Here is a 26,714-nt window from a genome sequence, read left to right as displayed (position 1 = left end):
GGCAAGTGCCGAATTCAAATGCCGATCATTCAGTAAGTACCGTTTACGAAATTGGGAATGATATTCCTTTATAACGAATAAGGAGGAAATCGGTATGGCTAATGAAGAAAAACCTGTATCAAAATTTAAAACGTCAAATGATCTCGAAGAAGGTGGCGTGCTAAGACACGTTCCGACGAATCTGCGTCAAAGCGGAGATAACGGCTCACGCATGCTTATATCACAAAGAGTGCGCAAATCTCCATACTGGCACCTATCCGAAGAAGCCGGGGCTTGGTGCTATACGGTTTATAACAACATGTATCATCCGCGTGCCTATATTCCAATGGAGGAGGGCGGTCTCCTCAAAGAATACGAATATCTCACCGAACATGTCACGCTTTGGAATGTCGCGGTAGAGCGACAAATCCAGGTGAAAGGCCCTGATGCTTCGAAGCTGGTGGACATGGTGATCACGCGGTCAGTAGAGAAACACAAGACAGGAAAAGCGCGCTACGTTATTTTATGCAATGAGGAAGGCGGTATCATCAATGATCCGGTCCTCCTTCGTCCGCATGAAGATGAGTTTTGGTTCTCTTTATCCGACAGTGACGTCTCGCTGTGGCTTCAGGCACTTAAGCTCATGAACAACTTTGATTGCACTGTACGTGAAATCGATGTGTCTCCTGTACAAATTCAAGGGCCAAAATCAACATCACTTATGGTCGATTTGTTTGGTGAGGGCATTCATGACATCCCTTACTACGGGCTGATGGAGGGAGAAGTGAATGGATGTCCCGTCATCATTTCACAAACAGGTTTCTCGGGTGAGAAGGGCTTTGAGATTTATCTCTATAATGCCACTGTTAACGCTGAAAAGTTCTGGTATCCTATCCTCGAGGCAGGTCACCCATACAATCTAAAAGTGATTGCACCGGGCCATATACGGCGGCTCGAAGCGGGAATCCTCTCCTATGGACAGGATATGGATCAGGAAACTAATCCGTATCAAGTGGGCTTAGGGTGGCAAGTGGACCTGACCAAGGACCATTTTATCGGCAAAGAAGCCCTAACCCGCATCAAGAACGAAGGGGTCACGAAAAAGCTTGTCGGGCTGAAATTTGGCGGCAATAAGATCGACTGGTACCCGGCCGATTTCTATATGGTTTACGCGGAAGGCGGATCGGAGCCGATCGGCTATGTCACCTCTGCCTTCTATTCGCCAAATCAGGGGTGCAACATTGGTTATGCCATGCTGCCCAACTTATTCAGTATGATTGGAACCAATCTTGAAGTGCATCTGCCTGAACCATATGCCATCGGACGCGTTCCGGCAGAAGTTGCACAGACGCCGTTCAAAGCATCTGAAAACCCTGGGACTGGATTTACCCAAACCGGTCGAAAACTTGAGACGTGATCATACGCGGGTGCAGTGGGTCTATTAGCTAATAGACCCACTGTATAAACTGCCTGAGAATTAGAATCACTTTTCAAGCTTTTTAAGCTATAATCGTTAGAGGAATTCACCAAATCATGACGCCTTATTACAGGTATCTTATGCTTTGCCTTATAATGATCATATTAACAAGAAAGTAGGGATGACATGATGGATCAGCAAACTTCGGCGGCTCTGTTCAACCAAGTGGGAGGCCCCCGCTTTGAACTCATACCCGCTAATCACATCGTTGAACGGGCCACTGCGGCACTTCCTCCCCATGCCACGTTGACGATCACCTGCTCACCAACAAATGGTATCGACGCTACAATTGACAAGTCCATTGCATTAGCAGCCCATTTTGCTAAGGTTGTTCCCCATATTGCAGCACGGATGGTCCGAAGTGAAGAACATCTTAACAACGTGCTTGACCGCCTTGCTGACCAGGCTATACACGAAGTATTTATCATTGGAGGCGATCAGGAAAAACCACTGGGTCCGTATCATCATGGCCTTGAATTATTGAAGGCCTTAGCTACCCGCGAAAACGGGCCACGTCGCATCGGTATTCCTGCATATCCGGAAGGTCACCCACACATCCGGGCAGAAACCCTAAATCAGGATTTTGCAGCAAAAGCCTCCCTTGCTCATTATGCCGTGACACAAATGTGCTTTGATACCGAGCAGGTTTTTGCCTGGCTGCAGCAGCAGCGTGCATCCGGGTTGCAGTTGCCGTACTATCTGGGCATCCCGGGGCCCGTGAAATTGGACAAATTACTTCGTATCGCACCCCGTATCGGCGTCACTGATTCACTTCGCTTCCTCAGAAAAAATTTGAAGTTGTCGACGAAGCTGATACGCGGCTATGATCCTGGTGCTTTGGTAAATGCCTACACCCCGTACTTAAATGAATCTGATTATGGAATTGCGGGATTTCATATTTATACGTTTAACGAACTGGACACCCTTCAAAAAGTAGGGAACATATAACCACCACGCCTATGTACGAGCCAGTTTTTATAAAACCAATAAACTCATACCGGATATTTATAGGGTATGGGATTATTGGTATGTTCAGACACATGGATGCGAAGCCTCATAAATTGGATGTTGATAATGTTTCAAGAGCAACGTGCGTCTTGACAAACCCGTTCCCGTCGCTTGACGATTTAATAAAAACTATTTTTTATCCTATTGTTCAGGGTTAGGTAATTCCAAATGCGTTTCCTCGTCAGACATAACTTCAAATTTCAAAAGAAATGTTTCTGTGTAATCTATCCTCTCAATGTACACCAACGGTCCCGTAACTGCTTCTCCTGGAGCTAACTCTTCATCAGCTTCAGGAAAGAACGCATTATAAGAAGTTCCCCGCCCTCCTCATCTATTGCCGATAAGTTTGCAGAATACATCTGATGAAGTGCATAAGCTTCATCACTTATATTTTTGAATGTGACAGCAGCTACTGCCAGCTTATAATCATCAATCATTTCTTCAAAATGTTGGAGGCTGGGACAAAAGTGTTTTTAACGAATAAATTCCGAATATACATCGCTTCGGAAATATACTTCGCGCACCTTAGGGCGGCTGGTGAGCCCCCTTGTGCTCGTCGTGTTGCAAGTGACTTCGAGGGGCAGCACTCCTCGCAAAAAAGATTGCTATCACACTTCGGTGTCTCACCTATGCCTTTTCTCCCGCTGGAGTCTCCGCATATTTCCTACGCTAAGTTTGGCAATGTTCGTTTTTTAATTAAACACTTTTGTTTTGTCCCAGCCTCTTTGTGATAAAATCAATACTCTTAATTATTTCCACTCATCTATTTTCTAAAATGAGTGGTTTTTACGACACTTGACTGAACCATATTCAGTGACGTACTATTGAATTAGATTCAGTCATAAAGGATACAGTAGGAGATGGACAATGAAGAGAATATCAAAAGAACCAGACGTAAGACGCCAAGAGTTAATGGACATTGGCCTTGAGTTTTATATGAAAGGTGGAATAAAGGGATTTAGCATAAAAGATGTCGTTAATCGCGCAGGTGTAGCAACAGGATTATTTTATTATTACTTCACATCTAAAGAAGCATTCGTTGATGAAATTTTAAATGATTTTATTGTTAATAATATCGAGAAAATCCAACAAATACTTGATTCTGATAAACTGACCGTTATCCAAAAGATAACAGAATCCTTACAGACCTTTTGGGCATTTGTTGAAAAATTAGCACCCTATAAAAATACGGATGCTTTTCAAACAGAACAGCATTTTCAGCTCGAACAGAAACTATTCCTACAAATACAGCCGCTAATACAAAAGGTGATTGAGGATGGGATAAAAACAGGAATTTTCAACACGGATAATCCCATTTTAGCCTCTGAATTTATTTTATATGGACTCAGCAGTATTGCTCACTCAAATAAGTTAGATCTGAATGATGCTGTGAAGAAAGAAACGATTCATTTGGTATTAACCATACTAAAATACAATCAGAAAGCTGATATCTAAAATATAGCTGACATAAGGCAAAGGAGAATTCATATGAACATTTATATTGATGGAAAAAGCATTACAAATGACCAATTGACACAATGGAAAAGAAAACGTGTTAAAAAAGTTTTTAACATATTAGGTTATAAAAGTGCTGAAATAAATGATCCAGACAGCATGATTGATAAGCTAACCAATCTAAAAATGGAGTCCTCTTATCAAGAAATGTACAACAAATTGGAATCTAAATTGAAATTAAGTAAAACGGTTATGCGGATGGGTGCTTTTCTATCTGGAAGTAGACGAAAATTTTCTCAAACAGAAATCCATTTAGATGGAATAACAGCTGAAGAAGCAATAAAAGGTATAGATACTCTTATGTTAAATTCATCAGATAAAAACAATCGTGTAAATTTATCTGCTTGTCCGGACCACTATGCATTAAGGCCTTTAGGAGAAAACGAACTTGAAGTCATTGAGACGACCGGAAACTCTCCATTACCTGTTCAGTTTTTTATCGTTTTTAATGATGAAACAGGGTTACAAACACCTAGAGATGACGCTTATGCATATCAATCAGCAGGTGTTGCTCGTCTGAAAGATGGCACAGTTATCGGAGGAGTTCGCCACCAAATGAAAGACACAAAAACAGGTATAAAAGTTAAGCTTTCCGTTGAATTTCCTGCAATGAGTCCCACAATTCTTATTAAATCACATCAAATGCATTTAGCATGTGAATTTTCTTATTGGCTGCAATGGATAAAAGGTCAAAAAAACAATAATGGCAGAGCATCCCTAGATTAAAGATTTTCAAACCACACAAAATTATTATCTGGAATTAATGCCAGAAAAAATCTTCCCTAGTATGGTTACTTGGTATATCATATCCATATAATGTTGAGAGTTTCTGTCCTTCCTAAATCCGCTCCTGATAAGCTGGTTGTAAAAATATCAGTTCTTGATACATACGAACCTATCCCTAGATAATTTACCGCTAACGCTATTTGTCCAACTTAAAAGCGGGCACGGTGCCCGCTTTTATATCCCTTTTAATTCTCTATACGCTTGCCGTTTGTTTTGATAATATTTTGGAACCAATCAAAACTATCTTTCTTTAATCTCTTACCGGTCCCCTTGCCGTAATCGTCAATGTCGACATAAATAAATCCATATCTTTTACTCATCTCAGCTGAAGAGTTACTGACAATATCAATAGGTCCCCAGGTTAAACATCCCATGATTGGAACACCATCAGAAATGGCCAATTTTAGTTGTTTTAGATTCTCCTCAAAGAATTCTATTCTTTCCCGATCATGTATTTTTCCATTTTCAACTTTATCGTGTACGCCGGTTCCCAATTCCATCAGAAATATTGGTATCTGATATTGATCATATATTTTATTTAACGTGTATCGGAGCCCCACAGGGTCAGTTAACCAATTCCAATCGTTTTTAGCAATATTTGGATTATCAACTGCGGGATTTTCTAAATGAATGCTTTCTGTCGAAACAGTTCTATTTCCATAATAAGATATGCCAATAAAATCAGCTTTCCCATTTTCAAATATAATCTCATCCTCAAGACGATAACCAATATCAAAACCTTGTTCTTCCATAAATCTAAACATGGTTTTTGGGTATTTTCCCCGTACTAGAACATCTAGGTAGTAATTTTCAAATTGATCGTTGTGTAGTGCTGCCAAAACATCATCAGGACTAGATGTTTTTGGATAAGCATACTGTGTAAGGATCATGGCTGCGATTTTATTGTTTTCATCAATATCGTGCGCTAGTTTTGTAGCTGCACAAGATGCTATCATTTTATGATGCAATCCCCTAAGTTTATTTTCCAAACTATTTTCAACAAGATCGCTTGGCATTCCAAACTGACTAAATGATTCCCTGTGGATAAGATTCATTTCATCAAAAGGAACCCAGTACTTCACCTTTCCTTTATAACGCTTGAATAATACTTCGCAATATCTGAGATAAAAATCGATGACTTCCCTTGAATACCACCCTTTATACTTCATGGATAAGTTTATAGGCATTTCAAAGTGAGAAATAGTTATAAGTGGTTCAATATCGTTCTTTATTAGTTCATCAATTAAATTGTCGTAAAACGTTAACCCCTCTTCATTAGGCAGTTCCTCATCACCATTTGGAAATATACGAGCCCAATTTATGGAAGTTCTAAAACATTTAATACCTAGTTCCCTTAATAATGCTATATCTTGAGGATAAGTATTATAGAAATCAATAGCGTGGCGTCTAGGATAATAATTGACTTTATCTTCAATGGCTGCCTTAATTTCCTCTGTAGACATTAAGTCATTTTGTGTTTTCCCTTCCTGATATGCATAAAGGTCTGGTGGACAAACACCTTTGCCGTCAACATCCCAATTCCCTTCTGTTTGAGTAGCTGTGACAGCTCCTCCCCATAGAAAACCCTCTGGAAATTCTTTACTATTTCGTTTAATCATTATGATTCCCCTTTTCTCTAGTAAATAGTTTATATTTTTCAGCATTGTAGTTCATCACTTCAATGAGAAAGTTACAATTAATCTTCAGAAGCTGCAGTCTCAGAAGAGCTTGCTACATCTTTGTTACGATACTTCAATGACTTTAAGAAGTTTACCATAAACGCTACGACCAACGATCCTATAGCAATACACAATATATATAAAAAGATATTGCTTGCAAATGGGATAGACAAATATGTTGCTATATTTACATTGTGAGTTACCCCGAGAGCAGTAACTAATCCACTAGTAACTGAAGTTCCAACTACAATACTTGGGATTACTCTCAGCGGATCAGCAACAGCGAAAGGAATAGTTCCTTCAGTGACACCAGCAACCCCCATTACCATCGCGGTACGACCCGTATCAATTTCTTGCTCAGAATAATACTTTTTACCAATTAGTGTAGCTAAAAACATCCCTGTAGGTGGGATAGCAACTGCTATCCACATAGGTGTACTAACTGTAAAAATCCCTTCAGCAAAAGCTGCTATTCCAAAAGTGTTGGCGACTTTATTAATAGGACCTCCCATGTCAATTGCCATCATCGCACCCAATATTACTGATAAAACAACAGCATTTCCTGTGCTCATAGTTAACAGCCAATCTGTTAACCCTGTGTTCAGCGCTGCAATTGGCTTTCCAAATGCATATAGTGTTAAAAAGCTGATTATTATGGATCCTATAAGTGGTGTAATAATCATTGTGTTAACAGAAGCAATTCTTGGAGGTAGTTTTATTTGTTTTAATAACAAGACAAAATATCCTGATATTATCCCAACGGCCATTCCACCTAAAAATCCTGTGCCAATTTCATTTGCTACCATTCCTCCAATAAAAGCTGGTCCAAGACCAGGCTTATCAGCAATTGAATAACTTATATAAGCTGCTATTATTGGCACCACTAAGTCTAGCGCTATTTTTCCAAAAGAAGCTAAATCACCCCAAATAGTATCTGGTTCATCCATGGCCTCTTGTCCACCAAAGATTACTGCCACAGAAAGCATCAGCCCACCAGAAACAATCACAGGCAACATATAAGAGACGCCTGTCATAAAGTGTTGTGCAAGGTTTTTACCAAAGGTTTTAAGAGTCCCCATTATTTTCACACCTCTACCTTGTTTATTGCATCCTCAATAACTTTTTTACCATTTTTCACCACTTCAGATGTACCAACTTGTACAATTTTTTTACTATCAAAGCGTTCTTTATCTACTACTTTTGTATCTGCCGCTAAGATAACAACATCAGCATCATCGACTTCACTTTGCGATAAACGGTTTTCTACTCCCATTCCACCTTGCGTCTCAACCTTGATATCATATCCTTCTTTTTTTGCATACTTTTCCAAATTGGATTTCGCCATAAAAGTATGTGCGACACCGGTTATGCATGCTGTAACAGCAACAATTTTTGTCATTGTAATCATCCCTTTCATGTTATTATTCCAATTAAACTGTTAATAACTTTTTAATTTCCTCCACTGAATCTGCATTTCTAATTGCATTAACAAAGTCATCTTCCATTAATTTTCCGGATATATCCGCTAGTAACCTAAGATGCTCATCGTTTTCATCCTGCTTTGCAATTGCCAATAGAAATATGATATTTACTGGCTCTTTATCTAGTGATCCCCATTCAATGTGATTATTCGTTTTAGCAAATACTACAGTGGATTCAAGCACAGATTCACTTTTTCCATGCGGAATTGCCAGCCCTCTACCAATTCCTGTAGACATTTGCGATTCCCTTTCGTTAACGTCACCTATAAATTGATCCGAATCTCGGATAAATCCATTTTCCAATAACCGTTCGGATAGTAGTTTAATGACCTCATCCCTAGTAGAAGCTTGTAAGTTTAATATAATATTTTTTTTATGGACCCTATTATCTAACTTCATCATCACACCTTCTCTAACAATCGAACTATTTCTTGCCCGTCATTTACTAAAGCTAATCCCCTTAACATATTTTCATCCGATATAACATGATTGAAGAACTCATAAATCCCGTTGATGATTGGCTTGACGTCCTTATTCAGAGCAAAAAAGAATACAACGTTAACCAATTCACTGTCCCAATTAATCCCATCTTTGTTCACATAAATTGAAATTCTTGGCTCTGATATATAATCAATCTTCACATGTGGCATCGCAAAGTTCCCCATTGCCGTAGATGATATTTCTTCTCTGTTTAGGGCGCTTTCAAAAATACCTTCTTTTGCATATCCTTTCTGTAGCAAAGTGTCACAAATATAATTAAGAACTTTATTTTTGCAATCCTTACCACTTTCAACAAATAGCAAATCATCCTCTAGGCAACTTAGGAATGCCTCTTTTTGATTTCCCAATGGTTTTAAGTGCAATTCTTTTTTAATGAAATTTAAATCATTGGTATCTAGCATTGGACTTACAACAACTACTGGTACATCTGTATTACGTAGAGGGATTGTACTGATAATCGAGTCTTCCGTGATATTAGCCTGTTCTAAATCTTTTACAGATAGGACACGTGTTACATTTAGATCATTTAAAAAATTATCCTTAATCCTTTGCTCCAATAATTTAGATGTTCCCAATCCACTACTGCAAACTAGTACTACATCCTTTTTCCGTTTTATGTCAGGACATCTTTCAAAAAAAGCCTCAATGTGTAAGGCGATAAAGGCTATTTCATCATCATTCAGGTGAATATCATAAGTTTTCTCAATAATGGGTGCTAGTGACGCAGCATCATCAAATGCCCTCGGAAAGGACAACTTTATTTTCTCAGTGTATGGATTATGAATACTTAAACCCAATTGAAGTCTTTTAATCGCAGCATCTAAATGCAATGTTAAACTTCTTAGCAGCTCTTTATCTAAGTCAAGATACCCTAGCCCATTCAATAGAATCTCATTTAAATTAAGATTCGTACCAATACTTACGTCATTCCTATTTTTGTTATTTGGCACATTTATTTCGATTGCCATAATATGATTATTAATGTATTCCCTTTCATACTGCGGAATAGTTATTGCAAAATCCTTTTCAATTAGTTCAACCAGAATCACAGTGTTTTCAAACAGATGAATTTTACTTCTGTGAGAATCCAGGAATTTGTTTTTCCTTATCCGGTCTAAAGCAATTGTTAAATGTATCACTAATGATTTGTATTCATAATCTGTACAAGTAAGATTGCTATTTGATAAAAAAACATTTAATATCGATATAACTTTGTGCAGGATACTAGTGTTTAGTACGTTTCCCAGATCGGGTGATGCCTTTAATTGATTCATTAATTCTTCCTCTTTATCGTCCAGACGTGATAATCCTCCCCAATAGTAATTAATCAAACTAGACATCAAATACCTTCGTTCCTTTTCACTTGCCTGCAGTTTCATTCCATCCTTACTATTTTCAATATGATAGCCAAGTTCCGAGAACTTTCTCCTCACTTCTTTTAGTGTGATTTCCAAAGTTGACCTGCTAACATATAATTCATCTGCAAGTTCTTGAACTTTTAAATGATGGGATGCTGACAAGAATCTAGAATATACGTATATTACCCTATCTTCTTTTAAGTTCAAGTTATACGTTTTTATATCGCCAAGAAAGTTACCAAGTTCCTGTGTATTTCCTTCTAGGTAAACACCCTTATTCTGCTTTGCAACAACTTTAACACCAATCCCTTGAGTCACCCTATTAACTTCATCAATATCTTTTGCAATTGTCCTTTTAGATTGGTTCAACAGATGCGCCAATTCATCATAGGTTGTAAGTTTCTTATCTAAAACAAATTGAATAATTTTTTTGTGTTTCGCATTCAAAGCCTTTACCATCTTCACTCCCTCCCTTTGAATACAATCTTATTATATATTGGTAATTCTTTTCGTCATATAGAATTTTGTTCAATTATAATAATGCAATTTTTAGGTGGGTAAATCGAAACAATTATGATTGTTGGTGGGGAGACATTTGTAGTTTAAAAATTCAGTGCTTGTAACAATTTGTCCAAAGATTTCATATCCAATTAAGAGAGAGATTATTTAAATATAGCTAGATTATCAGCAAAAGTAGCAGAAGCAAGTTCTGAAATCGGGGCATAAACGGCTTGAGTATTAGGGGGAAAGGTAGAAATAGAGCACCAATAGATATTACGAATGCAGTACTTTTCTTAGCTTCTGATGAATCATCGGACAAACATTAGTGGTAGATGACCTAATTGTTCGCACATCAACCGTGGTACGCGATTTTATGAAAACTGAAGCAAAATGGTAGACCGATTAATACAAAGTCCACGATGACATGGCTTATACCATGTTTCGGCTACTCGCCTTCACAGGAGCGCGCAAAGGTGAACTGTATGTCCTGCATTGGTCGGATGTGGACTTCTACAATAAGTCGATCAGCTTAAAAAAGACATTGATTCACTCGAACGGCAAAAAGCAGCTTCAGATATCGAAAACAAAGGCCTCCCGACGCGTGGTTAGCGTGGACGATGAAATGAAGGAGAAAACAGCGGAGATGTTCGAGAAGTACATGAATTTTTAGGTCGCGTATTCAATTCCAAATTCGGACATGAAAAAACCCTCTCTGCTCCGTATAGCAAAGAGGGTAAATTCTTGGTATATAAGGTTTCTTAACGCTTTGAGAACAAATCCCAGTATATTTTATACTTCTCAAACCATGAAAATCCTATTGTATCAATATTCTATCTTCCATCTATTAGGAAGAATATGGATGAAAAAGGGCTGAAATGGAGAAGTTTGTCACCAATTAACACCAAAAAAACAGTTGATAAGGCAGTGAATGAATACACTTTTTATAACGCCATTTGAACGGTATTTTTCCGACGGATGGCGTTTTTGTATACCTATTTATGAAAGTGAGCGTGATTTCCATTGGCAGAAGATAAAATTTATGAACAAAAAGTTATGGATTGGATTGATGACAATTTTGTTTTAAATGAGATTGAAGTAAAAGATTACCCTTTTTTTCCTTATGGGAAATTGATACGTGATAAAAATGAGGAAACTATGATCGTGTTTTGGTGTGTGATTTATGGACGTGTAGATTATCGTTTTCAAGACGCATAAACCAGTTGGGAGTGAAAACATGAACTATCCTATTATTTATGCCGATCCACCTTGGCAGTATCGCCAGAGTAAAGGACAAGGCGTCGCAGAAAATCATTATCGAACAATGAATATTAATGATATATGTAATTTACCTATCGACACTATCTCTCATAATGATAGTGTTTTATTTTTATGGGCGACTTTTCCAATGTTAGGAGAAGCCTTAAAAGTCATGGCAGCATGGGGATTTACATTTAAAACTGTTGCTTTTGTTTGGGTGAAACAAAATAAGTCTGGTAATGGCTTTTTCTTTGGTTTAGGACACTGGACACGTTCAAATGCTGAAATTTGTTTACTTGCTGTAAAGGGACGTCCGAAAAGAGTGTCAAAAAAGGTTCACCAACTAATTGTTAGTCCACTGGAAGGACACAGTAAAAAGCCAGATATAGCTAGAGATAAAATTGTAGAGTTAATGGGCGATTTACCACGTATTGAATTATTTGCTAGGCAATGCACCGATGGATGGGATACTTGGGGAAATGAAGTAGAAAACTCAATTTCTTTAGAACATTTGAGTCGGGATGAATAATATATTTAGTTTTCGCTCCCGTTCCCCTCCCTTTTTGGTTGTGTTTCTTCTATATAAATAATACGTAAAATAAAAACAAGAAAAGAGGTCTGTATCATGGAATTAAAATATGTGATTCCCAATATGGAAAAAACATTTGGAAACTTAGAATATGCAGGAGAAGGCAAAGTCGAACAACGACGGATTAATGGAAGGATGACAACCCTATCTCGCAGCTACAATCTCTACTCAGACATACAGCGGGCAGATGATATTGAGGTCGTTCTCCCTAACGAAGCTGGGGAAAAATTCTTTGAACATGAGGATAGCGTAAAATTAGTCAATGCACGTATTACCGCAGAAGGCTATAAAATCGGAGATCGTGGATTTACAAACTATAAATTACATGCTGACGATATTGTCAAAGCATAAGGAGGAATCACACATGAGATTAGCACAAGGTATTATTATTGATAAGGAAAAAACTTTTGGATTATTGAAGTTTTCGGCATTAAGAAGGGAAGTTTTTCTTCAAAATGAGGATGGTACGGTATCAACTGAAGTCAAAGAACGAACTTATGATTTAAAATCAAAAGAACAAGGTCGGATGATTCAAGTTAGTATTCCAGCTTCTATTCCTTTAAAGGAATTTGATTATAATGCAGAGGTCGAAATGGTTAATCCTGTGGCAGATACCGTTGCGAACGCCACTTTTCGTGGTGCGGATGTCGATTGGTTTATCAAGGCAGATGATTTGATGTTAAAAGGAAAAACCGCACCAGTTGGTGATAAGTCCGTAAATAAACCAGCTGATAAGGATAAATAAAGATGGAACTTCTTAAAAGACGAGGGAAACGGATTAAAGAAAAAGACGCTTCCCTCGTTTTTCAATTTGTATTTACTCGGTTATTTGGAATATGGCTTCTCTTTTTTACGCCTTTTCATCTATCCTTTTTTGTTTCTACATCATGGCAGCTTGATACATTTCAAGCACATTTTATTAGCACCTATGGATTAGTGACGCTGCTTATCAGTCTCGTTTTAACAGTAGCTTGTGCCTTTGTTTATTACCGTTATCGTTATGATCACTTGAAACAGGTCATTCACCGTCAAAAACTCGCAAAAATGGTTTTAGAAAATGGCTGGTATGAAACAAAACAAGTCACCAAAGAAAGTTTCTTTAAAGACATCCCTTCTGATAAAGCAAAGGAGAAAATCAGCCACTTTCCTAAAATCTATTATCGTTTTGAAAAAGGATTGTTGTATATTCAGGCGGAAATTACGCTCGGTAAATTTCAAGAACCATTACTAAACTTGGAAACCAAGTTAGAAAGCGGTTTGTATTGTGAATTAATATCGAAAGAATTACGTGATTCCTACGTGGAGTATACGCTTTTCTATGATATGATTGCCAACCGCATTTCCATTGACGAGGTTATCGCACAGGATGGCAGCTTAAAACTCATGGAATCCTTCTATTGGGAATATGATAAGCTGCCGCATATGCTCATCGCTGGCGGCACAGGCGGAGGAAAAAGTTATTTTATTCTTACACTGATTGAAGCTCTACTCAAAACAGACGCAAAACTCTATATATTAGATCCGAAAAATGCTGATTTAGCGGACTTATCTGCTGTCATGCCCGATGTCTATTACAAACAGGAAGATATGACAGCTTGTATTGACCAATTTTATGAGGACATGATGACACGCAATGAAGAAATGAAAAACATGCCGAACTACAAGACAGGTGAAAACTATGCCTATCTAGGCTTGCCTGCTCGTTTTTTAATCTTTGACGAGTACACCTCGTTCATGGAAATGATTGGGAAGGATAGTGTTAAAGTCATGAGTAAGCTGAAACAAATCGTTATGTTGGGACGACAAGCGGGTTTCTTTTTGATACTTGCATGTCAACGACCAGACGCAAAATATCTCGGAGACGGGATTCGGGATAACTTTAATTTCAGAGTTGCTTTAGGACGCATGTCAGAGCTAGGTTACGGGATGGTTTTTGGGTCAGACGTACAAAAACAGTTTTTCCTAAAGCCCATCAAAGGACGTGGATATGTCGATAAAGGGGATAGTGTGATCTCTGAATTTTATACTCCCCTAGTACCAAAAGGACATGACTTTTTAAAAGAAATTGGTAAATTATCTAGCTAAAAGGCTGCCCAGTGCAGCGACGTGCGAAGCGAAAGTCGCTGTGCTGGGCTAAGCCTTGCGTGGCTTTAGCCACGCCTTAACCCCCCGTTTCTAACAGGGGGGTAGAAAAACAATAAGAAACTGTTTCAAAAACCCATGAACGCCTGATAGCACAAGGGTTTGGAACACATTCGAAAGATGTCAGCTTTTAGTTCCTAGTTGACATCTTTTTTGCGTTGGGAGGAATGCAAATGAATCATACGCCTTGGTATCAAGAATTAAAAGAAAAACGATTAGAATATGGTGTATCACAAAATAAGCTGGCGATACACGTTGGCATTGCAAGACAATATGTAAGTGAAATCGAGACAGGAAAAGTAACGCCTTCTGATTCACTACAAAATGCTTTGTTTGAAGTGCTGGAACAATTTAATCCAGAAGCTCCTTTAGAAATTTTATTTGATTATGTGCGAATCCGATTTATCACCACTGACCCTGTGCCAGTCATTGAAGATATTTTACAGCTCAAAATGGAATACATGTTACACGAGCATTATGCTTTTTACTCCTATATGGAACAATACGTTTTTGGCGATATTGTAGTTATGGTTTCACCTGACGAGGATAAAGGCTGCTTACTCGAACTGAAAGGAAAAGGATGTCGTCAATTTGAAAATTTTCTACTCGCCCAACAGCGAACATGGTTTGATTTCTTTGTTGATGTCTTTCGAGTTGGTGGTGTCTTTAAACGTATTGACCTTGCAATTAATGATAAGACAGGCATATTAGATATTCCCTTTCTCACAAAGAAATGTCATAACGAGGAATGTATTTCTGTTTTCCGCAGTTTTAAAAGCTATCGTTCTGGTGACTTGGTACATGGTGAAGATAAGCCAGACATGGGAAACTCCCTGTATATCGGTTCTCTGAAAAGTGACGTTTATTTTTGTATCTACGAAAAGAATTATGAGCAATTCGTTAAATATGGTATTTCATTGGAAGATACAGACGTGAAAAATCGCTTAGAAATCCGATTGAAAAATGATCGTGCCTATCATGCGATTGTTGATTTAATGAGCTTTGAGGACGCTGGACGCACCGCTTTTTCGATTATCAATCGTTATATTCGTTTTGTTGACAAGGATGTGAAAAAACGTCGCAGCAGTTGGAAAGTAAATGCAGCATGGCAGCGTTTCTTAGATTTAGGAGAAAATCGAAAAATATCGTTAACCACAAAGCCAGAACCCTATACCTTTGATAAAACATTACGGTGGCTGGCAAAACAGGTAGCCCCCACTTGGAAACTCGCAACGAAGCTGGATGAAGTCAATCAAACAACTATCATGAAGGATATGTTAAATCAGGCAACCTTAACAGAACGTCATCAGAAATTGCTTATGCAGCAGGCGATAACAACCGAAGATGTGATTCAAATTTTTAAAGATGAAGTATAGAAAGGAGTTACGCACATGAATTTTGGACAAAATTTGTGTACGACTCGTTCCTTAGTGAAAAGCTAAGGCACTAATAAAAGAACGAAAATCTTTTATCAGGAGAACTGATAATTCGACAGGTAGAATGAAGAGGTAACGCTCTGAAATGCCTGCCCTGAGCCTCCGACAAGCATTGTATAAGGAAACTTAGAATGTTTGAAGTTCGGTAAAGGCGGCTGAGAGATATCGTAACAGAAAGCCTATGCATGCTGACGAAATCTGTTCAGAGGTGGGCGGTATATCCTACAGGCCGGGGGTCTATAAAATATCTATGGTTAGAATGTTTAATAAAAAACTGACGAATCTGCGAATGTACGGGTCTAAATTTGCTCCCTTACAGAAATGTATTGGCACGAGTAATCGTGGTTAGTGTGGCAAAGTAAGAATATAGGTTATGAAATGCCATATATCGTTACAGGCGATATCTCGCTAACAGGCTCATAGCAGAAACCTAAGGATATAGATGAATAGATAGAATTATCGGAACGAGGAAAGGTATCAGGTTTCCAAACGGAAATAAACTGACGAAGAATAATAAGCAGTTGAACTGGTGCTGAAAAGTAGAGATTGAACCTATGAAACTTCTGTAATGGAAGTGGAGGAATGGTCTCAAGTCGGATAACGTTTATGAGTATTATGCAGTCACTATAAGGATTTCGAGTATGACAAAAAGCGTCACTCATCCCTCATGGAAAGGAGTGATACCTTATGCCGAAAAAGAAAGAAAAGATACTATGTGTAGACGACCTTCGACATGCCGAGTATTACGAAATGCAAAAACACTTTGATGAACTTTATGCAAAGAGTAAGGAAAGCCAAGAATTTAATCATCTAATGGATTTAATCTTAAAAAGAGAAAATATTCTGCTTGCATATAGAAACATCAAAGCTAATGCAGGAAGTAAAACACCTGGCACAGATAAAGCGACTATCTTGGATATCGGGAACCTTGCTCCTGATGAAATGATATCTAAGTTAAGATTCATCGTTGAAGGTAGTCAACATGGATATCGACCGAAACCTGTAAGACGTAAAAACATTCCTAAGCCAAATGGGGAAACTAGACCTTTAGGGATTCCCTGTATATGGGATAGATTAATCCAGCAATGTATGAAGCAAGTTCTTGAGCCGATTTGTGAAGCGAAATTTAGTGAAAACAGCTATGGTTTTAGACCGAATCGTTCAGTGGAACATGCCATCAAAGTCACTTATAGCCGATTACAATTGAGTAACTTACACTATGTCATTGAATTTGATATAAAAAGTTTCTTTGACAAGGTTAACCACTCAAAACTAATCAAACAATTATGGTCATTAGGTATTAGAGATAAGCAACTTCTCTATTTGATTAAGCAGATAGTGCTGTACACCGATTAAATTTCCCAATGGGAACATGGAGTTCCCTAAGGAAGGCGTGCAACAGGGCGGAATTATATCTCCACTTTTAGCAAATGTTGTTCTTAACGAATTAGACCACTGGGTAGCCAGCCAATGGCAAGAACATCCTGTAACCGAAAACTACGTTAAGCACTACAACAAAAGTGGAAGCCTCTGTAAAAGTAACGCTTATAAGGAAATGAAAAAGACGAATCTAAAAGAAAGGTACATGATTCGCTATGCAGATGATTTTAGAGTCTTCTGTCGTACAAAATCTAGTGCTGAAAGAACAAAAATAGCCATAACAAAATGGTTAAAAGAGCGACTTAAACTGGAAATATCCCAAGAGAAAACTAGAATTGTGAATGTTAAACGTCGATACATGGAATTTTTGGGTTTCAAATTTAAAATGTATCCAAAACGGAAAAAGTGGGTTTCTAAAGCCAGTATTAGCGACAAACAATTGGCTAAGCAGAAAAAGAAATTGGTAAAACAAGCCAAACGAATAGCGAAACCTCCATCAGGGAGAACAGAACTTGAAGAAACAAGGTTATACAATTCGATGGTGCTCGGTATGCATAACTATTACCGTATTGCCACGAATGTCAATCTTGATTGTGCCATTCTTAATCGAGCAGTCATGACGACTTTAACAAGTCGATTGCGTGCAGATAAAAAGGGTCGACTACGAAAAACTGGTCGTCCTCTTACTTCAAAAGAAAAAACACGATATGGGAAATCAAGAATGATACGCTATTTGGCTGGGGTTGGTGAACCAATCTATCCAGTAGGTTATATACAACATAAAAAGCCTACGGCTAGAAAATTTACCATAAACTCCTACACTCCAGAGGGCAGAATAGGCTTGCACGATAATTTGAAGATTAGTACGAAGCTAATGATTCAATTAATGGAACAGCCTCTATTTGGAAGGTCAGTGGAATACGCTGATAATCGGATTTCACTCTTCTCAGCCCAGTATGGAAAGTGTGCTATCACGCATAGAGAATTTACTGTTTTATCTGAAATACACTGTCATCATGTTAAACCAAAATCTCTTGGTGGCACAGATAAATACAATAATCTTATCCTTGTATCTGACATCATTCATCGTCTGATACATGCCAAAGATAATGAAACTATCAGTAAATATCTTAAAATATTAAAGCTAAATAGCCAACAGATAAGTCGCTTAAATAAATTTAGAATCCTTGCGGATAATTTCCAAATAGAATGATAAAAACTTTCTTTAATAGGTTCACTGCATAAATACAAATTAACAATATTCGATGGAACGCGAAGTGCGGTGAAAGTCGCACGCTTCGTGTGGATGAGGGGAAAAACCCGAGATAGAGTTCACTATCAGAGGTTTACCTATTCATATATAACTGGTTTTTGGACAATGCACAATCCTTAGTGTTAATGGCAATTGTGGTGATTGGGATTTATTTAGGATTCAAACGAGAGTTTTCCAAATTAATTGGATTCCTCATTATTGCATTGGTAGCTGTCGGATTAGTCTTTAATGCAGCAGGAGTAAAAGATGTGCTATTAAATCTTTTCAATCGAATTATAGGAGCTTAGAATATCTATTTTTTTAAGAAGATAGCCCTTTGATTAATGATATAATATTTAATTATATGGTTATAATTTAGGGGGGAAAGTATGTCTAGAAAGAAACCAAATAAACAAAGAAAAATGATTAAAATTATTTACTTTGATGAAATATCTGCCACAGATTATATTACTATTCAAAATGGTGGTGAAATTGATTGGAGCACTACAGAAAATAAAGAAAAGCTTGCTAAACTAATGGCTGAAATAGATGCTCAAGCTAAAGGGGGAATTAATTGGTTTTCTGCAATTAAGGCTTCTTTATCTGGTCAAGCAAACGTAAGTTATGACTCTAGAACAACAAACTTAATTGAAAGTACATTAACTAACACCTTGCTTACTGACTATATAGAATTAGCTAGCAAAGATTATAATGTACATCAATTTCATGAAAGTGGCGTTCATGCTCCACCTGACTCCATAACAATGTACAGGATGTATAGTTCCTATTTAAACATTGTTCCTAAAGAAGACATTCCTATTGATTTAGAACAATTAAACAATGCTCTATTAGGAGAGAGAGGCTATTATCAAATGCTTTTGAATGGAGAAGCAAATTCAAAATGTGTTTTAAGATTCAATATTAAAGCATTTAAAAATAATTATAGTTTAGCAGATTTATCAAAAATGAATTTATCTTATTATGGTGTAAAAGTTGGGACATGTACAAAAGAGCAGTTATCTATGGAAAAAGAATTTGAAATTGATAATGTTGAGAATAAACCTCCCAACGCTACAGAGATAGTTACAGGAAATAAACAAGAATCGAGAGAAGATTTACTAAATGTATATGATATAGTGCTGGCAGGTGTTACGAGTGAATAGTATTATAATTTATTATGGATCAAAAAATGAATTTGATAAAGTAATTCCAGAAAGTTATAGAACATTGACAGATGTGGTATATGAAACTGATAAGGATAGAAACAAACATGTTATTTTTATTCCAGGAGTGAGCGAAGAAAGTAGTGAAGAAGATCGTTTGTTTGTTGAAAATTTTGTGGTCACTTCAGATGAATATGCAGGGGTAAGAGAGCACGTAATAATTAACTTTAACAACTTTTTAGGGAAATTCGATACTCAAAATATCTATTTGCATAATCCTCCCTTACAAATTAGTGATCAAATTATACGATTATATCCAGAGACAAAAATTGAATATCAAGATTATTCTGCTATTACTTTGGATAACTTGATAGAAATTAATTCTGAATATGATACTAAAATCATTGGTCAGGAAAATGTAAAGTTAAATTTACTACAATCTCTTTTTCCAATAACATTAGAAGGCAGAAAAAAACCTGTAGTGATACTAATGTACGGTAAATCTGGAATTGGTAAGACAGAAACTGCAAAATTTATTTCAAAAGTAATAGGTGAACCTCTATTTCGGAAGCAATTCTCAATGTATCAAAATAACCAATTTGCTACTTATTTATTTGGAGGAGCACATTATGAAAAGAGTTTTGCTAAAGATTTATTAGATAGAGAATCAAATGTACTTTTACTAGACGAGTTTGACAAAGCTCATCCTTCATTCCACAGTGCATTTTATCAATTATTTGATGAAGGAATTTACGAAGATCAAAATTATTATTTAAACTTAGATAAGGCAATAATTATCTGTACCTCAAACTACAATAATTTAAATGAAATTGAGGAACATCTTGGAAGCCCTATATATAACAGGTTTGATAAAATAATTCATTTTGATGATTTAAGCAATGAAGCTAAACAAAAAATCGGAAAAGAATTGTATACTAATCTCTCCAGTCTTTATAAAAATAAAATAAGCGATGATGTAGAACATCGTTTATTTGGAAAATTTATTGAATGTGATAATGTTAGGCAAATTCATCATCTTATTGAAGATACATTTGCGTTAAGTGCTGTATTAGAAAATGTAGAAAAGAAATAATATCAATTTGAAAAGCAGGATTCCCTGCTTTTTTTATGTCATTTTTTAAGAAAAGGACGTGATAATCAATGGAAATGCAAGTCTATATAGCGAATCTAGGAAAATACAATGAAGGCGAATTGGTTGGTGCTTGGTTTACGCCACCTATTGATATGGAGGAAGTAAAAGAACGAATTGGCTTAAATGAAGAATATGAGGAAATAGCTATTCATGATTATGAGCTGCCATTTGAAATTCATGAGTACACGCCAATATCTGAAATCAATCGCTTATGCGAGATGGTACAAGGAATCGAAGGAACTCCCTTGTATGACGCTCTTTCCGAAATTCAGGGATATTGGTTTAACAGCGTCGAAGAAGTCCTAGAAAATCAAGATGAGATTATCTGTTATCCAGATTGCGACAGTATGGAAGATGTCGCAAGATATTTAATAGAAGAATCAGGAACGCTTGGAGAAGTCCCTGCTCTTCTACAATATTATATTGATTATCAAGCCTATGGTCGTGACCTTGAGATTGGAGCAAATTTTCTTGTCACCAATCATGGGGTATTTGAATATGTCAGATAAATAAGATGGCAGCTTGTTTCCTAACAGGCTGCTTCTTTCTTTGGAAAGGGTGAATCGAATTGAAGAAATTAAAAAGCTATACCCGCATTTGGTCAGTCGAGAAAGTCATTTATGCGATTAACGATTTTCGGCTGCCTTTTCCCATTACCTTTAATCAAATGACTTGGTTTGTGTTATCACTTTTGGTGGTTATGTTACTCGGAAACCTCCCTCCACTCTCTTTGATTGACGGTGCGTTATTAAAATATGTGGGTGTTCCTGTACTCCTAACATGGTTTATGAGTAAAAAGAGCTTTGATGGAAAAAAACCGTATGGCTTTCTTAAATCGGTAGTAACGTATTATTTCAGACCGAAAATGACGTATGCAGACAAAGCAGTAAAACTTCAAAAACAAATGGTAAATGAACCGATTACTGTTGTAAGGAGTGAAGTATATGGGTTATCCGATTAAATATATCGAAAATAACTTAGTATTTAACCATGACGGTGAATGTTTTGCGTACTATGGTGTGAGATGTTTTTCTATAACTGCCTAAAAGCAGGAAATGAAACTCACAATTACTATTGTGGGAACTGATAAATCGAGGAGTGGAATGATAGAGTAACGTCTTGAAATGCTCCCCCTGATACTCCTATATGCAATAATTACTGCTACTAAATTATTGTGTAAAGCTAGGTGAAGTCGGCAGAGAGGTACCGAAAGCTATGTAACAATCGAAAACGGACTAGAGGTAGTCTGTGTATCCTATATGCCGGGGGTCTATAAAATATCTATGGTGAGAATGTTCTTACGGAACTGACGAACTTGTGAATGTACGGGTCTATAAGGCAATTACGTAGAAATGCGTAGGTCACATTCGTGAAGTATGTGAGGTGGAGTAAAACTCGTAATTATGAAACACCTTATAGTGTTAAAGGCACTATCCAGTATACAGGCTCATAGCAAGCACCTACGGATATATGTACAGATAGATTTATTGGAACGTCGGAAGCTAGAGACACAAATATTAAAGTGGTAGCAGACCGATGTTGTGTTTGTAAGGAAAAGTTGTACTATAACTTACATTTACTCTAGTGAAAGTGGTGGCACGAGCGATGAAGTTCTTGTAATGAGAATGGAGTAACAGCCACTAGACAACAGTTATTAAATAGAATTATCTCTAAATAACTCAAGGTTCTTGTATGACTAAAAGAAACGAAAACTTTTAATGATTAGAGGCGTTGCTTCTGTGGAAAGCGATTAGTTGACTTGACTGTCAGTAGGAACTTAAAGAAGAAACAAATTTTGCGAAATAATGAGTATTACCACTTACAAGACGTATTTGATGAATTACATGAAAAAGCCAGTAATGAGTACTATTTTCGTGATTTAATGCGAATAATTACTTCTGAGAAAAACATATTACTAGCTTACCGAACCATCAAAACTAATAAGGGATCAACTACGCAAGGAACAGACGGACGAGATATTACCTATTACAAAAATTGGGGACAAGAAAAGTTTATATACTATTTTCAAAATAAACTTTCCAACTATTTCCCAAAAAGCGTAAGAAGAGTCGAAATTCCAAAGCCAAATGGAAAAACAAGACCCCTTGGTATCCCTTGTATGGACGATAGAATTATTCAGCAATGTATCAAACAAGTTTTAGAACCGATATGTGAAGCCAAATTCCATAATCATAGTTATGGTTTTCGCCCTAACAGAGCAACTAGTCATGCCATAGCTAGAGTAAATTATCTTATGTGGAAAAATCAACTGCATTATGTTGTAGATATTGACATTAAAGGATTCTTTGACAATGTCCACCATGGGAAATTATCAAAGCAATTATGGCAGATTGGAATTAGAGATAAAAACTTGTTGAGTATCATCAGGAAAATTCTAAAATCTGAAATACAAGGATTAGGTATTCCCGAAAAAGGAACTCCGCAAGGGGGAATTATCAGTCCCTTACTTTCTAATGTAGTATTGAATGAATTAGATTGGTGGTTAAGCAATCAGTGGGAAACTTTTAAACCAAGACACCAATATAGCAACGTGGAAAATAAATCAAGAGCTTTAAAAACGACAAATCTAAAAGAATTTTTCTTTGTCCGATATGCGGACGATTTTAAATTATTTTGTAGAGATTATCAAACAGCTCAAAAGATATTTATTGCCACTAAGCAATGGTTACAAGAAAGATTAGGACTAGAAATTAGTCCTGAAAAATCTAAAATAACCAATGTGAGAAAAGGAAAGACTGAGTTTCTCGGTTTCAAATTATACGTTAAAAAGAAACGCAATAAATACGTCACAAGAAGTAATATCTCAGATAAAGCAAAACAAACAATGAAGAAAACGCTCAAAGAGCAGGTTAAATCTATTCAACGAAATCCAAGTGAAAAAGAAGCCAATCGGCTTAATGCCATGATACTAGGCATGCACAATTATTATAGAACTGCCACGCTGTGCAATAAGGATTTCAAAGAAATTTATTACTCTGTCAATAAGAGCCTTGAATGCAGACTTAAATCACAATTAACAATCATACCAAAGAAATCAAAAACCTATATGAAGCTCTATGGAAGTTACAATACACTAGCAAAAGGGATAAAAGGAATTGCCCTGTTTCCTATTTTTGGCTGTAAGTATTTATCCCCGCCTAGATTTTCTCAGGAGATAAATAATTATACCAAACGTGGAAGATTACTCATTCACGACAAATTGAACGGTTATAGGCATTTAATCTATTATCTATTAAAACAAAAATCCTATAATAAATCAGTTGAGTATAAAGACAACTCTATCTCCCTTATCGCTGGTCAAAGAGGCAAATGTTTTGTCACAAATAACCCTTTGATGATAGGAAATATGGAATGTCATCACAAGCAACCCATACATTTAGGAGGGACAGATGAATATTCCAATCTGGTTTGGCTTCAAACCAATGTTCATAAATTGGTTCACGCTACTCAATCAAAGACAATCAATAAATATTTAAACGAGCTTACCCTTGATAAAAACGGTATGAGAAAAGTTAATTCTTTAAGACTACTCGCAGAAAATTTAGAGATAACCCTATAAAGATAACTGTTGTTGGAACGCCGTATGAGGTGAAAGTCTCACGTACGGTGTGAACTGGGGGAAAATCTGGAGATAACCTCAAAGGATTACCTATCAGTATAGCTGTTGCCCTATAACTATTCTTTTCTTTCAGAGGATGAAAAAATACAGGTGCATGACCACTTTCGGCAACTGATTGCACAAAATCAAGACGGGAAAATACATGCCTTACAAATCAGTACGGAAAGCAGTATTCGCACTGTACAAGAACGAAGTAAAAAACAAGTGACAGGCAGGCTGCAAGAAGTCGCTTATGAACGGATTGACGATCAGACAGAAGCACTTACCTCTATGCTGGGCGAACATCAAGTGGATTATCGTTTCTTCATCGGTTTTAAACTACTATTGAATGAAGAAGAAGTCAGTATCAAGTCGATGGGAAAATCGGTGACATCCTCTCTATCCAGTTTTATACGTGACGTGAATCATCATGTCATGGGTGATTTTGTTTCCATGCCCCATGCTGAAATCGAACGCTTTTTAAAAATGGAATCGTTGTTACAAAATAAAATTGCTAAACGTTTTAAGGTACGCCCACTCACCAAAGACGACATGGGGTATTTAATCGAACATCTACATGGACAAACAGGTATTGCCTTTGAGGATTATAACTATGAACTTGCTTATGAAAAAGGCGAAAAAGAAAGCTATGTGAAACAATTTGATTTGATTAAACCTACTCGCTGTTTAATTACCGAAAGTCAACGTTATATTAAATTGGATCAAGAAGAACAAACGACATATGCTGCCTACTTTACGATTAATTCGATTGTCGGTGATTTGGAATTTCCTAGTGATGAAATCTTCTATTACCAGCAACAACAATTTGATTTTCCGATTGATACCTCTATGCAAGTAGAAATCGTCACCAATAAAAAGGCTCTATCAACAGTCAGAAATAAAAAGAAAGAGCTGCAAGACTTAGACAATCATGCGGCAGAATCCGATAATGAGACAGGCAGCAATGTATTAGAAGCCTTAGAACAAGTCAGTGAATTAGAGGATGTACTCGACCAAAGCAAGGAATCTATGTATAAATTAAGCTATGTCATTCGAGTTTCTGCTTCCAACTTAGATGAATTAAAACAGCGATGTAATGAGGTCAAAGATTTTTACGATGATTTAAACGTCAAACTCGTTCGCCCATTTGGCGATATGTTAGGACTTCATGGTGAATTTATTCCTTCCAGTAAAAGGTACATGAACGATTATATCCAGTATGTAACTTCTGATTTTCTTGCAGGACTTGGGTTTGGTGCCACACAAATGTTAGGCGAAACGGAAGGTATTTATTTTGGCTACAATTTAGATACAGGACGTAATGTCTATCTCAATCCTAGCCTTGCCAGTCAAGGGGTACAAGGTTCTGTCACGAATGCGTTAGCTTCTGCCTTCTTAGGTTCGCTTGGTGGTGGTAAATCCTTTTCTAATAATCTGTTGGTTTATTATGCGGTGCTATATGGTGGTCAAACACTTATCGTTGACCCCAAATCAGAACGAGGAAATTGGAAAGAAACCTTGCCTGATATTGCCGAAGAAATTAATATTGTTAATCTTACAAGCGAGGAAGATAACAAGGGATTACTTGACCCTTACGTTATTATGAAAAACAAAAAGGATTCAGAGAGCCTAGCCATTGATATTCTCACCTTTTTAACAGGTATATCTAGTCGGGATGGTGACAAGTTTCCTGTTTTACGCAAAGCAATTCGTGCGGTTGGACAACAGAAAGAACGGGGCTTACTTCTAGTCATACAGGAGTTGAGAAGTGATCCGAATCCAATTGCTGCCACGATTGCTGACCATATCGAAAGTTTTACCGATTATGATTTCGCTCATTTGCTCTTTTCAGATGGAACAGTTCAAAACTCGATTAGTTTAGAGAAACAGCTCAATATTATACAAGTGGCAGATTTAGTCTTACCTGACGCAGAAACCAGTTTTGAAGAATACACGACAATAGAGCTTTTAAGTGTTGCCATGATGATTATTATTTCCACGTTTGCCTTAGATTTTATTCATTCAGATCGAAGTATTTTTAAGATTGTAGACTTGGATGAGGCATGGGCTTTTCTGCAAATAGCACAAGGAAAAACACTCTCTAATAAGTTAGTACGGGCTGGGCGTGCTATGAATGCTGGGGTGTACTTTGTTACCCAAAATTCGAGCGATTTAACCGATGAAAAGCTCAAAAATAATATTGGAGTGAAGTTTGCCTTCCGTTCCAGAGATATGACAGAAATTAAGAAAACGCTGCAATTCTTTGGTGTCGATTCAGAAGATGAAGAGAATCAAAGACGGTTACGAGAACTAGAAAACGGACAATGTCTCATGCAGGATTTATACGGGCGTGTGGGAATTATTCAGGTTCACCCTGTCTTTGAAGATTTATTTGAAGCTTTCGACACTCGCCCACCTGTCGCAGAAAGGCAGTGATG

Annotated in this window: 23 protein-coding genes and 1 pseudogene; 19 read left to right on the top strand and 5 right to left on the bottom strand. The window is 37.1% G+C overall.

The features are described from left to right. Positions 1-94 precede the first annotated feature (94 nt). From KFZ56_RS01310 to KFZ56_RS01295, 4 genes are all read left to right on the top strand, one after another. Positions 95-1,396, top strand: a complete 1,302-nt coding sequence (locus KFZ56_RS01310; RefSeq protein WP_222639632.1) for a glycine cleavage T C-terminal barrel domain-containing protein — start codon at positions 95-97, stop codon at positions 1,394-1,396. 186 nt (positions 1,397-1,582) lie between these two features. Continuing rightward, positions 1,583-2,404 (top strand): methylenetetrahydrofolate reductase, encoded by an 822-nt coding sequence (locus KFZ56_RS01305; protein ID WP_222639629.1) that lies wholly within the window; start codon positions 1,583-1,585, stop codon positions 2,402-2,404. A 927-nt stretch (positions 2,405-3,331) separates the two neighbouring features. After that, positions 3,332-3,919, top strand: a complete 588-nt coding sequence (locus tag KFZ56_RS01300; RefSeq protein WP_222639627.1) for a TetR/AcrR family transcriptional regulator — start codon at positions 3,332-3,334, stop codon at positions 3,917-3,919. A 33-nt stretch (positions 3,920-3,952) separates the two neighbouring features. Continuing rightward, positions 3,953-4,705: a hypothetical protein gene (locus tag KFZ56_RS01295; RefSeq protein WP_222639625.1), complete on the top strand. Its 753-nt coding sequence runs from the start codon at positions 3,953-3,955 to the stop codon at positions 4,703-4,705. Positions 4,706-4,950: 245 nt separating this feature from the next. Here the strand turns inward: KFZ56_RS01295 and KFZ56_RS01290 are convergent, their stop codons facing one another. From KFZ56_RS01290 to KFZ56_RS01270, 5 genes are all read right to left on the bottom strand, one after another. After that, positions 4,951-6,384 carry a glycoside hydrolase family 1 protein gene (locus tag KFZ56_RS01290; protein WP_255584757.1) on the bottom strand — a complete coding sequence of 478 codons (1,434 nt, stop codon included), beginning with the start codon at positions 6,382-6,384 and terminating at the stop codon, positions 4,951-4,953. A gap of 77 nt (positions 6,385-6,461) precedes the next feature. Then, complete coding sequence (locus KFZ56_RS01285; protein WP_222639622.1) at positions 6,462-7,523, bottom strand: PTS fructose transporter subunit IIC; 1,062 nt, start codon at positions 7,521-7,523, stop codon at positions 6,462-6,464. Positions 7,524-7,528: 5 nt separating this feature from the next. Then, positions 7,529-7,843, bottom strand: a complete 315-nt coding sequence (locus tag KFZ56_RS01280) for a PTS fructose transporter subunit IIB (protein ID WP_222639619.1) — start codon at positions 7,841-7,843, stop codon at positions 7,529-7,531. 31 nt (positions 7,844-7,874) lie between these two features. Then, positions 7,875-8,324: a PTS sugar transporter subunit IIA gene (locus KFZ56_RS01275; protein WP_222639618.1), complete on the bottom strand. Its 450-nt coding sequence runs from the start codon at positions 8,322-8,324 to the stop codon at positions 7,875-7,877. Positions 8,325-8,326: 2 nt separating this feature from the next. Continuing rightward, positions 8,327-10,243, bottom strand: a complete 1,917-nt coding sequence (locus KFZ56_RS01270) for a BglG family transcription antiterminator (RefSeq protein WP_222639614.1) — start codon at positions 10,241-10,243, stop codon at positions 8,327-8,329. 1,062 nt (positions 10,244-11,305) lie between these two features. Here KFZ56_RS01270 and KFZ56_RS01265 point away from each other — a divergent pair. From KFZ56_RS01265 to tcpF, 15 genes and pseudogenes are all read left to right on the top strand, one after another. Further along, complete coding sequence (locus tag KFZ56_RS01265) at positions 11,306-11,500, top strand: hypothetical protein (RefSeq protein WP_222644066.1); 195 nt, start codon at positions 11,306-11,308, stop codon at positions 11,498-11,500. A 19-nt stretch (positions 11,501-11,519) separates the two neighbouring features. Next, complete coding sequence (locus KFZ56_RS01260) at positions 11,520-12,071, top strand: MT-A70 family methyltransferase (RefSeq protein WP_222639612.1); 552 nt, start codon at positions 11,520-11,522, stop codon at positions 12,069-12,071. Positions 12,072-12,167: 96 nt separating this feature from the next. Further along, positions 12,168-12,482, top strand: coding sequence for a YdcP family protein (locus tag KFZ56_RS01255; protein ID WP_222639610.1), 315 nt, complete (start codon positions 12,168-12,170; stop codon positions 12,480-12,482). 13 nt (positions 12,483-12,495) lie between these two features. Further along, on the top strand, positions 12,496-12,876 hold the full coding sequence (locus KFZ56_RS01250) for a YdcP family protein (protein ID WP_222639608.1): 381 nt from the start codon (positions 12,496-12,498) through the stop codon (positions 12,874-12,876). Positions 12,877-12,878: 2 nt separating this feature from the next. Continuing rightward, positions 12,879-14,216: an FtsK/SpoIIIE domain-containing protein gene (locus KFZ56_RS01245; RefSeq protein ID WP_222639606.1), complete on the top strand. Its 1,338-nt coding sequence runs from the start codon at positions 12,879-12,881 to the stop codon at positions 14,214-14,216. Positions 14,217-14,431: 215 nt separating this feature from the next. Then, entirely contained in the window at positions 14,432-15,649 is a 1,218-nt protein-coding gene (mobT, locus tag KFZ56_RS01240) for a MobT family relaxase (RefSeq protein WP_375540661.1), read from the top strand. Positions 15,650-16,396: 747 nt separating this feature from the next. After that, positions 16,397-17,065 carry a reverse transcriptase domain-containing protein gene (locus tag KFZ56_RS20155; protein WP_255584755.1) on the top strand — a complete coding sequence of 223 codons (669 nt, stop codon included), beginning with the start codon at positions 16,397-16,399 and terminating at the stop codon, positions 17,063-17,065. A 16-nt stretch (positions 17,066-17,081) separates the two neighbouring features. After that, on the top strand, positions 17,082-18,302 hold the full coding sequence (locus KFZ56_RS20150; protein WP_255584753.1) for a group II intron reverse transcriptase: 1,221 nt from the start codon (positions 17,082-17,084) through the stop codon (positions 18,300-18,302). Between the two features lie 143 nt (positions 18,303-18,445). Beyond that, positions 18,446-18,649 carry a hypothetical protein gene (locus KFZ56_RS01230; protein ID WP_309228336.1) on the top strand — a complete coding sequence of 68 codons (204 nt, stop codon included), beginning with the start codon at positions 18,446-18,448 and terminating at the stop codon, positions 18,647-18,649. Between the two features lie 81 nt (positions 18,650-18,730). Next, positions 18,731-19,504: a DUF6414 family protein gene (locus tag KFZ56_RS01225; RefSeq protein WP_222639601.1), complete on the top strand. Its 774-nt coding sequence runs from the start codon at positions 18,731-18,733 to the stop codon at positions 19,502-19,504. Beyond that, entirely contained in the window at positions 19,497-20,597 is a 1,101-nt protein-coding gene (locus tag KFZ56_RS01220) for an AAA family ATPase (protein ID WP_222639598.1), read from the top strand. The genes KFZ56_RS01225 and KFZ56_RS01220 overlap by 8 nt, the downstream gene beginning before the upstream one ends. 68 nt (positions 20,598-20,665) lie before the next feature. After that, positions 20,666-21,166 carry an antirestriction protein ArdA gene (locus KFZ56_RS01215; RefSeq protein ID WP_222639596.1) on the top strand — a complete coding sequence of 167 codons (501 nt, stop codon included), beginning with the start codon at positions 20,666-20,668 and terminating at the stop codon, positions 21,164-21,166. Positions 21,167-21,225: 59 nt separating this feature from the next. Beyond that, positions 21,226-21,618, top strand: coding sequence for a conjugal transfer protein (locus tag KFZ56_RS01210; RefSeq protein WP_222639593.1), 393 nt, complete (start codon positions 21,226-21,228; stop codon positions 21,616-21,618). Positions 21,619-22,452: 834 nt separating this feature from the next. Further along, positions 22,453-24,237, top strand: a complete 1,785-nt coding sequence (gene ltrA, locus KFZ56_RS01205) for a group II intron reverse transcriptase/maturase (RefSeq protein WP_255584751.1) — start codon at positions 22,453-22,455, stop codon at positions 24,235-24,237. Between the two features lie 102 nt (positions 24,238-24,339). Continuing rightward, positions 24,340-26,712 (top strand): annotated as a pseudogene (gene tcpF, locus KFZ56_RS01200) (conjugal transfer ATPase TcpF); the annotation flags it as partial. Positions 26,713-26,714: the final 2 nt, after the last annotated feature.

Source organism: Virgibacillus sp. NKC19-3, assembly GCF_019837165.1.
In the GTDB taxonomy this organism is placed as follows: Bacteria; Bacillota; Bacilli; order Bacillales; family Amphibacillaceae; genus Virgibacillus_L; species Virgibacillus_L saliphilus.
This window is presented reverse-complemented; position numbering and strand designations above follow the sequence as displayed.